This is a genomic window from Hahella sp. CR1 (assembly GCF_029813005.1).
Taxonomy (GTDB): Bacteria; Pseudomonadota; Gammaproteobacteria; order Pseudomonadales; family Oleiphilaceae; genus Hahella.
Genome location: NZ_JAPELK010000001.1, coordinates 1,043,937 through 1,057,948 on the forward strand (window position 1 = coordinate 1,043,937; position 14,012 = coordinate 1,057,948).

The 14,012-nt window shown below is 55.2% G+C and carries 12 protein-coding genes; 8 read left to right on the top strand and 4 right to left on the bottom strand.

Annotated features, from left to right (window positions below; all coding sequences use genetic code 11):
• Nucleotides 1–95: 95 nt before the first annotated feature.
• Nucleotides 96–716, top strand: a complete 621-nt coding sequence (locus ONV78_RS04720; RefSeq protein WP_279501503.1) for a metallophosphatase domain-containing protein — start codon at nucleotides 96–98, stop codon at nucleotides 714–716.
• Here ONV78_RS04720 and rep read toward each other — a convergent pair.
• Nucleotides 713–2,731, bottom strand: coding sequence for a DNA helicase Rep (gene rep / locus ONV78_RS04725; protein ID WP_279501504.1), 2,019 nt, complete (start codon nucleotides 2,729–2,731; stop codon nucleotides 713–715). The two genes, ONV78_RS04720 and rep, sit on opposite strands and share 4 nt — an antisense overlap.
• A gap of 302 nt (nucleotides 2,732–3,033) precedes the next feature.
• On the opposite strand from rep, the gene ONV78_RS04730 reads away from it, so the two are divergent.
• The 4 genes from ONV78_RS04730 (at nucleotide 3,034) to ONV78_RS04745 (ending at nucleotide 9,783) form a co-directional block, all read left to right on the top strand.
• Nucleotides 3,034–4,806, top strand: coding sequence for an EAL domain-containing protein (locus ONV78_RS04730; RefSeq protein ID WP_279501506.1), 1,773 nt, complete (start codon nucleotides 3,034–3,036; stop codon nucleotides 4,804–4,806).
• Nucleotides 4,807–5,096: 290 nt separating this feature from the next.
• A complete protein-coding gene (locus tag ONV78_RS04735; protein WP_279501507.1) occupies nucleotides 5,097–7,424 on the top strand; it encodes a Tex family protein in 2,328 nt (775 codons plus the stop codon).
• Between the two features lie 151 nt (nucleotides 7,425–7,575).
• Nucleotides 7,576–9,153, top strand: a complete 1,578-nt coding sequence (gene gshA / locus ONV78_RS04740; RefSeq protein ID WP_279501508.1) for a glutamate--cysteine ligase — start codon at nucleotides 7,576–7,578, stop codon at nucleotides 9,151–9,153.
• A 432-nt stretch (nucleotides 9,154–9,585) separates the two neighbouring features.
• Complete coding sequence (locus ONV78_RS04745) at nucleotides 9,586–9,783, top strand: ribosome modulation factor (protein ID WP_011400118.1); 198 nt, start codon at nucleotides 9,586–9,588, stop codon at nucleotides 9,781–9,783.
• 69 nt (nucleotides 9,784–9,852) lie between these two features.
• On the opposite strand, the gene ONV78_RS04750 is transcribed toward ONV78_RS04745, so the two are convergent.
• Nucleotides 9,853–10,281 carry a flagellar basal body-associated FliL family protein gene (locus ONV78_RS04750; RefSeq protein ID WP_216737560.1) on the bottom strand — a complete coding sequence of 143 codons (429 nt, stop codon included), beginning with the start codon at nucleotides 10,279–10,281 and terminating at the stop codon, nucleotides 9,853–9,855.
• A 155-nt stretch (nucleotides 10,282–10,436) separates the two neighbouring features.
• Between ONV78_RS04750 and ONV78_RS04755 the strand changes: the two genes are divergently transcribed.
• The 3 genes from ONV78_RS04755 to ONV78_RS04765 all read left to right on the top strand — a co-directional run bounded on the left by ONV78_RS04755 (nucleotide 10,437) and on the right by ONV78_RS04765 (nucleotide 12,675).
• Nucleotides 10,437–10,934, top strand: a complete 498-nt coding sequence (locus ONV78_RS04755; protein WP_279501509.1) for a disulfide bond formation protein B — start codon at nucleotides 10,437–10,439, stop codon at nucleotides 10,932–10,934.
• Nucleotides 10,935–11,074: 140 nt separating this feature from the next.
• Nucleotides 11,075–11,548 carry a sigma D regulator gene (gene rsd, locus ONV78_RS04760; protein ID WP_127973859.1) on the top strand — a complete coding sequence of 158 codons (474 nt, stop codon included), beginning with the start codon at nucleotides 11,075–11,077 and terminating at the stop codon, nucleotides 11,546–11,548.
• A gap of 146 nt (nucleotides 11,549–11,694) precedes the next feature.
• Complete coding sequence (locus ONV78_RS04765) at nucleotides 11,695–12,675, top strand: hypothetical protein (RefSeq protein ID WP_279501511.1); 981 nt, start codon at nucleotides 11,695–11,697, stop codon at nucleotides 12,673–12,675.
• A 5-nt stretch (nucleotides 12,676–12,680) separates the two neighbouring features.
• Here the strand turns inward: ONV78_RS04765 and ONV78_RS04770 are convergent, their stop codons facing one another.
• Both ONV78_RS04770 and ONV78_RS04775 read right to left on the bottom strand, forming a co-directional pair.
• Nucleotides 12,681–13,340, bottom strand: coding sequence for a glutathione binding-like protein (locus tag ONV78_RS04770; protein WP_279501512.1), 660 nt, complete (start codon nucleotides 13,338–13,340; stop codon nucleotides 12,681–12,683).
• Nucleotides 13,341–13,383: 43 nt separating this feature from the next.
• Nucleotides 13,384–13,992: a glutathione S-transferase family protein gene (locus tag ONV78_RS04775; RefSeq protein ID WP_279501513.1), complete on the bottom strand. Its 609-nt coding sequence runs from the start codon at nucleotides 13,990–13,992 to the stop codon at nucleotides 13,384–13,386.
• Nucleotides 13,993–14,012: the final 20 nt, after the last annotated feature.

Sequence of the window (14,012 nt, forward strand, 5' to 3'; positions counted from 1 at the left end):
GGTGAATCGCGAACTGCGACAAAGCGGTCGTTTTCATCCAGAGTCTTTGGGTATGATGCCTGACTGGCAGTGTCAATCGGAGAAGGATGATTCAGATGAAGTGCGTCGCCATCAGCGATACCCATGGCATGTATGACAAGATCGACATTCCCGATGGGGATGTGTTGATTCATGCAGGAGATATATTCGGGCAGGGCAAATTAAGAGAAGTGGCGGCGTTCAACGCCTTTCTCGGCGCCTTGCCCCATCGGGTGAAGATCGTCATTGCAGGCAATCATGACTGGTGCTTCGCGCGGGAAGAAGAAGCCTGTCGCGCCTTGTTGACCAATGCGGTGTATTTGCAGGACGAGGCGGTCACCATTGATGGCGTCAAGTTTTATGGGGCTCCCTGGCAACCCTTTTTTCACAACTGGGCGTTTAATCTGCAACGGGGGCGGGAATTAAAAGCCAAGTGGGATCTGATAGACGCAGACACCGATGTGTTGATTACCCACGGCCCGGCTTTCGGCGTTCATGATCAGACCGTCGGCGGCCTGAGCGTGGGCTGCGAGGAACTGGCCCACGCCATCACGCGCATTCGCCCCCGCTTCCACGTGTGCGGGCACATCCATGAAAGCTATGGCGTCGTTGAAAAAGGCGGCTGCACCTATATCAACGCCAGCATCGCCAACCACCGCTTTCAACCGGAGAATGCGCCGGTGGTCTTCGAGGTTTAGTCTCCCAAATCCCGCAATAGCGCATCCAGAGTGGCGCGGCCGCGCGCCTGATTGCGCTCTTCATTACGTTGGCCCAGGCCTTCCCACACCAGATCCTCTTGAGGCATTTCGTCGAGGAAGCGGCTGGGAATGGTCTCTATTTTCTCGCCGAACTGCTTGCGTTCGGAGCAGAATGTCAGACACAAACTGCGCTGGGCGCGGGTGATGCCTACGTACATCAGGCGGCGCTCTTCCTCGATCTGGTTGGTCTCGATACTGTTGCGGTGAGGCAGGATGTCTTCCTCCAATCCCATGATGAAGACATGGGGGAACTCCAGACCTTTGGACGCATGCAGAGTCAGCAAATGGACCTTGTCCTCGTCCTCTTCTTCCTTCTGCTGATCCATGATGTCACGCAACAGCAGTTTGCCGATGGCGTCTTTAAGCGTCATCTGCTCTTCCGCCGCGGCGTCGTACTCCAGCATGCGCGCTACTTGATCCAGTAATATCCATACGTTGGCCATGCGCCGCTCCGCCTGTTGCGGCGAGGTGCTGTTCTGCAGCAGCCACTCTTCGTAATCGATGCGAGTAAAGAGCTGTTTCAGTACGGGGACCGCGTCGTGCTCCTCTTCGCACTTCTGACCGGTATGCAGAATGATCTCTGAGAACTCGCGCAGGTGATCCAGCGTTTTACCGGTCAGCACGCTCTCCAATCCGAACTCGGAGATAGCGGAAAACAGACTGATCTTGCGGGATTCCGCATAAGCAGACAGCTTTTCCAGGGTCACTGGCCCAATTTCCCGTCGCGGTACGTTGACCACCCGCAGGAAAGCGGCGTCGTCATCCGGGTTGGCCAGCAGACGCAGGTAAGACATGGCGTCCTTGATCTCGTTGCGGGAGAAAAAGGAGGTTCCGCCGCTGATGCGGTAGGGAATTTGGTACGCCTGCAGCTTAAGCTCCAGCAGACGGGACTGGTGATTGCCTCGATACAGTACGGAGAAATCCTTGAATTGAGCCCGCTTTTTCAGACGCATATCAATGATTTCCGAGGCGATGCGCTCCGCTTCCGCTTCTTCGTTGCGCACGCGGATGATGCGGATTTCATCCCCCATGCCCAGCTGGCTCCACAGCGCTTTTTCGTAAACGTGAGGATTATTGGCGATAAGGACGTTGGCGGCTTTCAAAATCCGCGCGGTAGAGCGGTAGTTCTGTTCCAGCTTGACCAGCTTCAGCGTGGGGAAGTCCTTTTGCAGACGCGCCAGATTCTCCGGTCGGGCGCCGCGCCAGGCGTAAATAGACTGGTCGTCGTCGCCCACCACCGTGAAAGCCTGTCGCCCCGCCACCAGTTGCTGCACCAGCTCGTACTGGCTGAGGTTGGTGTCCTGGTATTCGTCCACCAGCAGATAGCGGATGCGCAGGCGCCATGCGGAGAGAATTTCCGGATGATTGCGGAACAGCATCACCGGCATCAGGATGAGGTCGTCGAAGTCCACCGCATTGTAGGCGCGCAGATAATGGTCGTAACGCTCGTACAGGCGCGCGGCGGTGAGGTCTTCGGGGGTAATCGCCTGCTTGATCGCCTGCGCCGGCGTCAACATGTCGTTTTTCCAGTTGGAGAAGTGCGCCTGCAACTGGTCGACATCCTCTTCCGCCTCATCGAACTCTTTGAACAGCAAGTCTTTGATGATGGCTTTACAGTCCTGCTGATCAAAAATGGAGAAGCCGGGCTTTAGTCCCACGGCTTTGTGCTCCAGGCGAATGATGTTCATTCCCAGGTTATGGAAGGTGGAGACCGTTAATCCCCGGGCGGCGGGCCCCGAGACCAGCGCACTGACCCGCTCTTTCATTTCCCGCGCGGCTTTGTTGGTGAACGTCACCGCAGCGATATGTTTGGCTTTGACGCCGCATTCTTCGATCAGATAGGCGATTTTTCGTGTAATTACGCTGGTTTTGCCGCTGCCTGCGCCGGCGAGCACCAGTAGGGGGCCGTCGATGTATTTGACGGCTTCACGTTGACGGGGGTTGAGTTGCGACACGGTCTGCTCATGGCTGGAAAAAACTGGGCGGCATTTTATCAGACATTCACGGCGCGGTTGATAACGAATGCTTATAACGGGGAGGCGCGCCCGCACAATAATTTCCGAGGCTGACAGGAAAAATTAACGAAAATGGTCTAAATGTTAAGTGTTGTCTCTGAAATTCTAACAATCTATATAAGCTGCAATAACGCCATGGCTAAATAGCCGTAGAAGATGGCGTTAGATGCAAACGTTAACCGCCGCCATGAACTAGTTCTGTCACCACACTGCGTTAAATCGCGGTCGAGGGGATTTACTGCATGAGCGAGCATGTCGGGCAATCTCTTATGAATCCGGATCAATCTGGCGTTCGGGCTGTCTCCTGCACTGAAGACACTGTGGATGTGCTGGCGGTGGTGAAGTCGCATTGCGACTTTCTCTGGCTGCAACACCTGACCGCCGCTGAGTCGGATATTCAACTGCACTGGTGCAACAGCATTCCCATGGCCATGGATATATTGCGTAAACGCAAGTTTGACATGGTGCTCTGGGAGGAAAACCAGTTTGACGGCGACAAAGACAGTTTTCTGCGCATTCTTTCCCACCATGCCGACGCCCCGGTGGTGGCGCTGGGGCCTTTCGCCGAGGAGCGCCACGCCCGTGGCCTGATTCTGGCGGGGGCAGCGGATTACCTGTGCAAATCCTCCCTGGATGCGTCATTGCTGGTGCGGGCTCTGCGTAGAGCCTGGTATCGCGAGCTGTTCCGACTGGATTTTGAGATGCGGGAGCAACTGGACAGCCTGACCGGCATCCTGGATCGGGCCCGGTTTTACGATCGCCTGCATCAGGCGATTTTGCGCGCGGAACGGGTTAAGCATCGGGTCGGCCTGATCTTCGTGAATGTGGATGAGTTCCGTACGGTGAATCAGACTCTGGGATATCGGGCGGGAGACATCCTCATCAAAATGATGGCGGCGCGCCTGCGTCAGGTATTGCGGCGCTCGGATTGTCTGGCCCGGGTAGGGGGCGACGAGTTCGCCGTGATCCTTGAAGATGGCCAGGAAAGCTTCAGCCTGATCAATGTGGCCAAGAAAATGGCCAAAGTCTTCGAGCAGGCCTTTGTGGTGAATCAGCACCCGGTGAATTTGACCGCTTCCATGGGCATGGCGGTGTTCCCGGAGTCCGGCGACAGTGCGGACTTGTTATTGCGTCGCGCCAATCAGGCGATGTTCGACGCCAAGAAAGAACATGGCGTCAGTTACCGCTTCTTTAATGACCGCATGAATCGCGAGCTGGATATGCGCCTGGAGCTGGAGACTGAATTCCGCCAGGCGCTGCGGGGCGATAAGCTGGACCTCTATTACCAGCCCAAGATCGATGTGCGCAGTGGCGAGGTGGTGGGCATGGAGGCGCTGGTGCGCTGGCCGCATCCGCGCCTGGGCGTATTGACCCCGGCGGCCTTTATCGCCGCGGCGGAGCGCAGCAGTCTGATTATTCCTATGGGATATTGGGTGCTGGAGCGCGCCTGCCGGGATCTCAACATGTTGCAGACCATGGGCTATGACGACTTGGTCTGTGCGGTGAACCTGTCATTTCGCCAGTTTTTCGATCGGCGTTTGTCGGAAACGGTATTTCGCATCATCTATAACGCCAATATCGACACCACCAAGTTCGAGTTTGAGCTGACTGAGTCCGCCATGATGTTTGATCGGGATTACACGCTCAAATGCCTGAAAGAACTGACTCATCTGGGCCTGCATTTCGCGCTGGATGACTTCGGAACGGGATATTCCTCGTTTACCAACTTGCGCAACCTGCCTATTTCCACCGTGAAGATAGATAAGTCCTTTATCGAAAACGTCTGCACGATCGCCGAAGACGCCACGCTGGTCAGTGGGATGATCTCGCTGGCCCATAGCCTCTCCATGACCGTTGTCGCCGAGGGCGTTGAGAAGCCTGAGCAGTTGGAGTTTCTGCGTCAGCACAATTGCGATCAGGCCCAGGGCTATTGGTTTGCGCGACCGCTGCCGTTCAATGAATTCTGCGATTTTCTACAGGTGGCCGGCGACCTGCGCCGCCTGCGCAAGCAGTAATGAGTAAGGGCGGGTCTTTCCAAACCGCACTCCCCCTGTCTATTTTGGCTCTTCTTGTTTGAGGCCTGATCTATATAATGGGACGCCCGGAATATAAGACCGTCGGCCCTTTCCCCTGTGTCGGAGGCGTCGCCCAAGGCCTGTTGTAACTGCAATGGCCGTTGATTGATAAGGAATTTATTGAGTGAAAGGACGGGGCTGCGCAAAACTTCGACACCGACAGGCAATAGGGGAGTGAGCTGGCGAAATTCAGCAGATATTATGCAAAGAACTGAGTAAACAGGTTTTTAATGGAAAAGATTTATCGCGTTATCGCCCAAGAACTCAACGCCAAAACCGAACAGGTTGCGGCGGCCGTCACGCTGCTAGATGAAGGGGCCACCGTTCCATTTATCTCCCGCTATCGTAAGGAAGTCACTGGTGGTCTTGACGACACCCAGATGCGTCATTTGGAAGATCGCTTACGCTATCTGCGTGAAATGGAAGATCGGCGGCAGACCATCCTGAGCAGCATTGAGGAACAGGGCAAACTCTCCGACGAGTTGCGCGCGCAGATCATCGATGCGGACACCAAGAACCGCCTGGAGGATTTGTATCTCCCATATAAACCGAAACGCCGCACCAAGGCGCAGATTGCCAAAGAGGCTGGATTGGAGCCTCTGGCCGAGCAGTTGCTGGCCGATCCTTCCCTGGTTCCTGAAACTCTGGCGGAAGGCTTTGTCGATGCGGACAAAGGCGTCGCTGACGTGAAAGCCGCGTTGGAAGGCGCGCGTTACATCCTGATGGAGCGCTTTGCGGAAGACGCCGAATTGATCGGCCGTCTGCGCGAACACCTCTGGGGACAGGGCGTGCTGAAAGTGGCCGTTGTTGAGGGCAAAGAACAGGACGGCGCCAAATTCCGCGATTACTTCGAACATCAGGAGCCGCTGAAAGGCGTTCCCTCCCATCGCGCGCTGGCCGTATTCCGTGGCCGCAATGAAGGCGTGCTGAGCTTCCAGATCGTGTTGCCGGACGAACCAGAATCGCGGCTGGAACCGCATCCCTGTGAGAACATCGTCGCCGCGCACTGGCGCATCAGTGACAAAGGCCGCGCCGCCGACGGCTGGTTAAAAGACGTGGTGCGCTGGACTTGGCGCGTCAAGCTGCTGACGCAGTTGGAGACGGACTTGATGGGCAGAATTCGCGAGCGTGCGGAAGAAGAGGCCATCAACGTATTCGGCAGCAACCTCAAGGATCTGCTGCTGGCGGCTCCAGCGGGCGCCAAGGCCACCATGGGACTGGACCCTGGTCTGCGCACCGGCGTCAAAGTGGCGGTGATCGACGCCACGGGCAAGTTTGTCGATCACGCGACGATCTATCCCCATGCGCCGAAAAATCAGTGGTCGCAATCCATCGCGCAATTGGCGGCTCTTTGCGCCAAACACAAAGTGGAGCTGGTCAGTATCGGCAACGGTACGGCTTCCAGAGAAACCGACAAGCTGGTCGCCGATCTGATCAAGCAGTTCCCGCAATTGAAGCTGACCAAAATTATGGTCAATGAATCCGGCGCTTCTATTTATTCCGCTTCTGAATACGCCGCGAAAGAATTCCCGGACTTGGACGTCACCATCCGTGGCGCGGTGTCTATCGCTCGCCGCTTGCAGGACCCGCTGGCCGAACTGGTGAAAATCGATCCCAAATCCATCGGTGTGGGCCAGTATCAGCATGACGTCAGCCAGACGCAGCTGGCGCGTACGCTGGATGCGGTGGTGGAGGACTGTGTTAACGCGGTGGGCGTGGACGTCAATACCGCTTCTGCGCCTTTGTTGGCGCGAGTGGCGGGTCTGAACCAGACGCTGGCGGGCAACATTGTGGCTTATCGCGACGCCAAGGGCGCGTTTCTGAATCGTCAGCAACTGCTCAAAGTGCCCCGTTTGGGAGACAAGACCTACGAACAGGCCGCCGGCTTTCTGCGCATCATGAACGGGGACAACCCGCTGGACGCCTCGGCAGTGCACCCGGAAGCCTATGTCGTAGTAAATAAAATCGCAGAAAAAAATGCACGGGACTTGCGATCCCTGGTTGGCGACACCACATTCTTACGCAGCCTGAAAGCGAATGATTACGTGGATGAACATTTTGGCGTTCCCACTGTCAAAGATATTCTGGCCGAGCTGGATAAACCGGGCCGCGATCCGCGCCCTGAATTCAAGTTCGCGCAATACCAGGAAGGCGTTGAGGACATTAAGGACCTTAAGCCCGGCATGGTGCTTGAAGGCGCTGTCACCAACGTGACCAATTTCGGCGCGTTTGTGGATATCGGCGTGCATCAGGATGGCTTGGTGCATATCTCCGCTCTGTCGCACAAGTTTGTCAAAGACCCCAGGGAAGTGGTCAAAGCGGGCGACATAGTGAAGGTGAAGGTGATTGAAGTGGACGCGGCGCGTAAGCGGATCGCTTTGACCATGCGTCTGGACGATGAAGTGCAAAGCGGCGCCAGCGCAGGCGCTCGTGACGCTGGGCGGCAGCCTCAAAAACAAAAGAGGAATGCCGGTAACGAATCCGCTGCGGGAGGCATGGGCTCGTTCGGCACCTTGTTGTTGAAAGCGCAGAAGCAGCAACCAGGAAAGAAAGGCTAGTATTTAAATATAACTGCCGTGATTCCAGGGACGGTCGCATCTGCGGGGATTTTTGCGCGCTCTCTGCGGGTTCCGCCGGGAGCGGCGCGGCGGCGAAGGCGGGGAGAGTGTTCTCTCCTCCAATATTAGTTCCTGGAGCAAGGAATCGTGCATGAGTGAGAAGTTAGCGGCGCGACTGGAAAAGTTGAGACGTCGTCACCCCCAAGCGCTGGCGGATATCTATCGCGGAATAGAAAAGGAAGGTCTGCGCGTCGACAGCAAGGGCTTTATCGCCCAGTCCGACCATCCGCAGGCGCTGGGCTCCGCATTGACCCACCCGAACATCACCACGGATTATTCTGAAGCGCTGCTGGAGTTGATCACTCCGGTGACCCGCGAGGTGGATGAACTGCTGACCTCTCTGCAGGAAATACATCAGTTCGTACACGCCAATCTGCCTGCGGGCGAATCCTTGTGGGCGGGCAGTATGCCCAGCCTTCTGGATGGGGATGAAAGCATCCGTATTGCGGAATACGGCGAATCCAATCTGGGCAAAATCAAGCACGTCTACCGACGTGGGCTGGCCTATCGTTACGGCCGCATTATGCAGAGCATCGCCGGCGTGCATTTCAATTTCTCTCTGGGAGATGATTTCTGGCGCGCTTACCAGGAAGTCCTGGCGCAAAGCGCGCCGCTGCAGGAATTCAAATCAGAGAGCTATTTCTCATTGATTCGCAATTTCCGCCGTTGGTCCTGGCTATTGATGTACCTGTTCGGCGCCTCGCCGGCGTTGGACCGCAGTTTCCTGAGCGGTCGCGATCATAAGCTCGATCAGTTCGGGACGGATACTCTGGGTCTGCCTCATGCGACCTCTTTGCGGATGAGCGATCTGGGGTATCAGAATAATGCGCAGTCGTCGCTGAAGATCTGTTTTAATCACCTCAACACTTACGTCAAAACCTTATATGACGCCACGCACACGCCGTTCCCCCGGTATGAGGCGATTGGCTTGCAGCGGGATGGCGAATACATTCAGCTTAACGCCAACCTGTTACAGATCGAAAACGAGTACTACAACACTATCAGGCCCAAGCGTGTGGCTCAGAGTGGCGAGAAACCGATTCAGGCGCTCAAGCGACGCGGGATCGAATACATTGAAGTGCGCTGCCTTGATCTGGACCCGTTTTCGCCTATCGGCGTGAGCGAGTCGCAAATCCGCTTCCTAGACGCTTTCCTGTTGACCTGTCTGCTGTCTGACAGCGCCAAAATCGTGGATGAAGAATGCTCTATCATTGAAGAAAACTTCCTGACTGCGGTTTCCCGCGGACGCGATGCGGACGTTGAACTGGTGCGTTTGCAGCAGAGTGATTACGTTCAGGGGGGGCTTCAGGAATGGGCATTGCGTATTCTGGAGCAGGTTGAGTTATGCGCCAGAGAGCTGGACGCCATCAAAGGCGGCGATAGCTACGCCGCGGCCATACGGGACGCCAGGGCGAAAGTGAATGACCCCAGCCTGACGCCATCTGCGCGCACCTATGCGGCGGTGGCCAACGGTCAGGGCTACGTTGACTGGACCCTGGCGATGTCGCAAGCGCATCATCAGACATTGACCGCAAATCCGTTGTCTCCGGAGCGTATGCAGCACTATGTTCGCGCTGGCGAGCAATCCTGGGCTGACGAAAGAGCGCTGCGGGAAGCGGATAATCTGCCTTTCGACGCCTATTTGAAACAGTATCTGACCTACGTCTAACCATATCTGATCTACTTCAAGCAGGCCGGGGCCGTGCAGGTCCCGGCCTGATTAATCTCTCCAGGTCCCGCGTCTCTTGTTTATCCTCACTGAAATTGTCCGACCAGATATCGCGTCAACCAGCGCACAATTCCGCGCCATTCAACTTGTTCTACTCCTTTTGGCGTGCTACTTTTTGCCTGCTGTAACATAAGTTTACAATTTGCTACACTTTTTAGGCATCAGAAGCTTTTTGTTATTGGTGTGTTGGATTATTGTTGTAATGCGACTAAGCCTATTGGCCTAATCCTGAGTCGCAAAGTAGCCAATGAATAAGCTCGCAGCCTGCTGTGGGGGTAACTCGATGAGTCATCCACAACACTGGCGGCGATATAACGATAAAAGCAAATCTGAACCATCAACTTAATTTGGCATGCGAATTGGGAGGCCGGTATGGCCGCAGATCTATCTCTGAATTGGAATCTGGAAACGCTTAACAAGGCTTATCAGCAAGGATACATGGCGGGCGTCTTGGGTATGGAGCGGGTGAAATGCCCGTACCGTGGTGAAGTCGTGATCGCAGCCTGGGAAGCGGGCTGGGAAGACGGCGCCCAAGCCGGCGATAAAAAAGGGAAGGCTAGAACGGCCTGAACCTGTCGATCCGAAGGGGCGCGCCGACGTTGCTAGTGATGGCGACGTCGGAGTCCGGTGTTGAAGCGATCAGCGTTGCACTACGAAGTTGGTGAACAGCAGGTCCTCTACCATTTTGCCTCCGGACTCTTCCTGCAGAAAATCCTGCAGCGATTGTAGCGCTTCGGCTCGCAACTGTTCCCGGCCATCATTCGAGCCCATCACCTTTTCCGTTTGACGACTGAACATCAACACCAGCAGGTTGCGTAGCGCTGGCATGTGGTGTTCCACCGCCGCCGCCGCTGTACGAGTGTTGACCCGTACAGACACGTCTATTTTCGCGAATTTGAGCTTACTGCTGGGACCGTCGTAATTAAGCACGAACGACGGGCTCAGATCGATATATTGCACCAGGTCATCCTGACCTTCCGCGTACGCGCCGGACGCCGTCGCCAGGGCGATGATCGCCAGCAGAGCAAGCAGACGGAAATCGCGCAGAAACGCGTGCTTAAGTACCATGGAAGGCGTCCTCTTGATTAAACTTTGGTTATTTCGAGCCTAGACAAGGCCTTGGAGAGCGTCAAATGGTTTTCGCGTCTTGCAAGCAAAGTTTATTCTCAGCAAAATCGAAAGCCGTTTTGACAAGCTACCCTACCGGGAGAACAGGAGATCTCATGCCCGCATGGCTCACTAACCGAACGATTTACTTCCTGTGTTTTCTGGCGATCGCCGGATTAATGGGATTCGCTTTTTACCTGCAGTACGTGGAAGATCTCGAGCCTTGTCCATTGTGTATGGCGCAGCGCATCGCATTTGTGCTGGCGGGATTGGTGTTTTTAGCGGCGGCGCTGCATAACCCGAAAAATATGGGGACCACGGTTTACACGCTGCTGGGCTGGGTGACGACGTTGGGCGGCGCTGCGCTGGCGACGCGTCAGTTATGGCTGCAGAGCCTGCCGGCGGATCAGGTGCCTGCTTGCGGACCCGGTTTAGAGTATATGTTGCAGGCTTTTCCGTTCTCAGAAGTATTGACGATGATGCTGACCGGCACTGGCGAATGCGCTGAGGTGCAGTGGACGTTTTTGGGCTTGAGCATTCCCGGTTGGACGCTGATCGCCTTCATCGGTTTTACCGCCGCCTGGGCCTTTACCTGGGTGCGCAGGGCGCGCTGATTGCGGTTTGGTAAAACATTGAAAAAGGAATTCGGTACGCTTGTTTAGCAAACGAGTGATCGCGTATAGTTGGAAGCCACTATTAAAAATACTTATAACACTAACGGCTAGCACAGATAGATAGAGATAAGGGTGAGGTCATGCTGGAAAATTGCCAAAACGCCAAAGAGCGATGGGGTGGCGTCAGTGAAATAATCGACCGCTGGCTTAAGGAAAGGCAAGACCTGATCGTGCGTTACTGCGATCTGGTCGGCAAGAGCAAGTTTGACGATGTGGAATCGGCGGTTAAGAACTTTAAGACGTTCTGTCAGGTGCTGTTGGACTATGTTTCCGCAGGCCACTTTGAGGTGTACGAGCAATTAATCGAAGAAGCCCGCGAGTTTAACGACGGCGGTATGGAGCTGGTGAAGGAACTGTTTCCGAAGATTCAGTCCACCACTGAAGCGGCGCTGGACTATAACGACCGGTTTGATAAGACGCCGGAAGAATTGTCGGAGCTGAATGCGCTGTTGCCTGAGCTCTCCAAACTGGGTGAACGCCTGGAAGAGCGCTTCGAACTGGAAGATATGCTGATCGAAAAGCTGCATAACGCGCACGCTGATCAAGTCGCCTGATCCGGGCCAAGTCATGAAAGCCGGTCGCCACAGGCGGTCGGCTTGTTCTAACCTGTTAATTTTCCACAAATAATTTTGCCTATCTCATAAGGTTGTCTAAACTTCCTTAATCAACCTTGAATTCAGTCTCGACCATCTGACTCAGTATGCGCGCCCCAAGGACTTACCTGTGGAAATCCCTGTCGCTGATTTTATCAGTCTGTTCGCTGCTTTCCGGCTGTGGCGGCAAAGGGCCTGAAAGTTCACTGAAGGTGGCGCAACAAGGGCTGCTCAGCGCGGGACTCTCGGCTGACGCAGGCTATGCGCTGATCGGTTCGGTGCAGCATGGCGGCAGTTTGTGGGTGTTGGGCAAGAATGAACGGCTCTACAACTGGAATCATAAATCTGGAGAGTTCAGCACCATCCGTGCGGTGGCGATGGCGGACGACGCCAAGCTGGCGATTACTGCTGTGGATGCGGACCTGGTGGTATGGAATGTGTCGGACGGCCACTCGCTCAATTTCTGGCGCGCGTCGGATAAAATTTCCAACATCGCCATCGGCCCGAATGATAAATACGCGTTACTTGGCATGCGCAGCAATCAGGCGGTGTATTTTGACCTGCAAAAAGGCCAGTCCCGCTATGAGTTTCCCCACAAAGCGGAAGTGACGTCAGTGGATATATCCGGCGACAACCGCTGGGCGATTACAGGATCGGACGACCAGAGCGCGCGTTTATGGCGATTGGACACGGGCGCGTTGGTGCATACCTTTTCTCACTCCAATCAGGTAAAGACTGTCGCGCTTTCCAATGACGGCGCATTGGCGTTTTCCGCTGCGCAGAGAGAGGACGCTGTTATCTGGGACGCCATCAGCGGCGACGCCAAAGCCAAGCTGTCCTACCGCTATGAGAACTTCACCAGCGCCCGATTTTCCGCAGACGGACGTCGCTTGTTGCTAGGCACCTTCCGTGGCGATATCTATCTCGTAGACGTCGTGAACGGCAATGAAATCGGATACTGGTCCGCTAAAGCCCGACGCATTTGGGGCCCCGCCAGTAGCGGGGCGGTGTTGGACATGGCGTTCGCCGCTAACGGAGAGGTGATCGCCATAACGTCCGACGGCATGCTGGAGCGGTTTAAGCTCTAGGCGGATCACCTCACAAGGATAGATTGAACGCCCTTTACCACATCCTCCGGCTCAGCCCGCTTGGGAATCTCGATACCCTTTTGCGCAGCGGGCCGTGCGGCGATTTCCTGCACCCAACGAGTAAGGTGGGGAAAATCAGCGATATCAACGCCAGACCAGTTATGCGTGCGCACCCAGGCCCAGTTGGCGATATCGGCGATGGAGTAGTCGCCCGCCAGAAACTGGTTATCCGCCAAATGCCCATCCAGCACGCCGAAAAGACGCTTTACTTCATTCTGGTAGCGATCAATGGCGGGCTGCAGTTTTTCCGGGAAATAGCGGAAGAATACGTTGGCCTGCCCCATCATGGGGCCAATGCCCCCCATCTGAAACATCAGCCACTGTAGCACCTGAGACTGTTTTTTCGCTTCCGTAGGGTAAAACTTGCCGGACTTTTCGCCCAGATAAACCAGGATGGCGCCGGACTCAAAGACGACAAAGTCATCGTTATCCCGGTCAACGATAGTAGGGATACGCCCGTTGGGATTCAGCTTCAGGTATTCCGGCTGTTTCTGCACGCCGGAGCTCAAATCTATTGCGATCACATTGTAGGGAAGGGCCATCTCTTCCAGGGCGATGCTGATCTTATGCCCGTTGGGTGTGGCTGCGGTATACAGGTCTATCATGAGATTGCTCCTTATGCGCCGCACATGCGGCGACGTTCGCTATTTAAGCTTTGCTGGACGGCCGCGCCGCGACTGAGTCATACCAGCGTTGCAAATGAGTATGTTCCGGTTGAATCCGCTGCTGAATCACTTTGGCGAAGTCCACCGTGCAGAACGCGCTGATATCGGCGATGCTGAAGTAATCGCCGGCCAGGTAGGCGTTATGCTCAAAATGGTTGTTCAAGAGATTGAAAAATTTGCCTGACTTTTCGCGACATAGCTCGCCCCACTCGGGAACCTGACGCTTGAGTCCTTTGAAATAGTCGGACGTGTTTTGGAAACACATGCCGGTGGGAAACATGAAATAAAAGTCGCAGCGCCTGATCCACATTTCGACGAGCGCTTTTTCTTTGGCGTCTCGTCCAAACAGAGGCGGTTCAGGTTGAGTCTCTTCGAAGTAGCGGCAGATGGCGATGGATTCCGACAAATGGGAACCGTCGTCCAGCTCCAGCACTGGAAGTAGTCCAAGCGCATTCTTTTGTTTGAACTCAGGGCTGTGTTGTTCTCCTTTCTGAATGTCGACTTCGACATACTCCATCGCAATGTCTTTTTCCGCGAGGAAAATTCTTACTCTACGAGGATTGGGCGCGATCCGTGCCTGATATATTTTCATTGTTTCGCCTTTTATTTTTG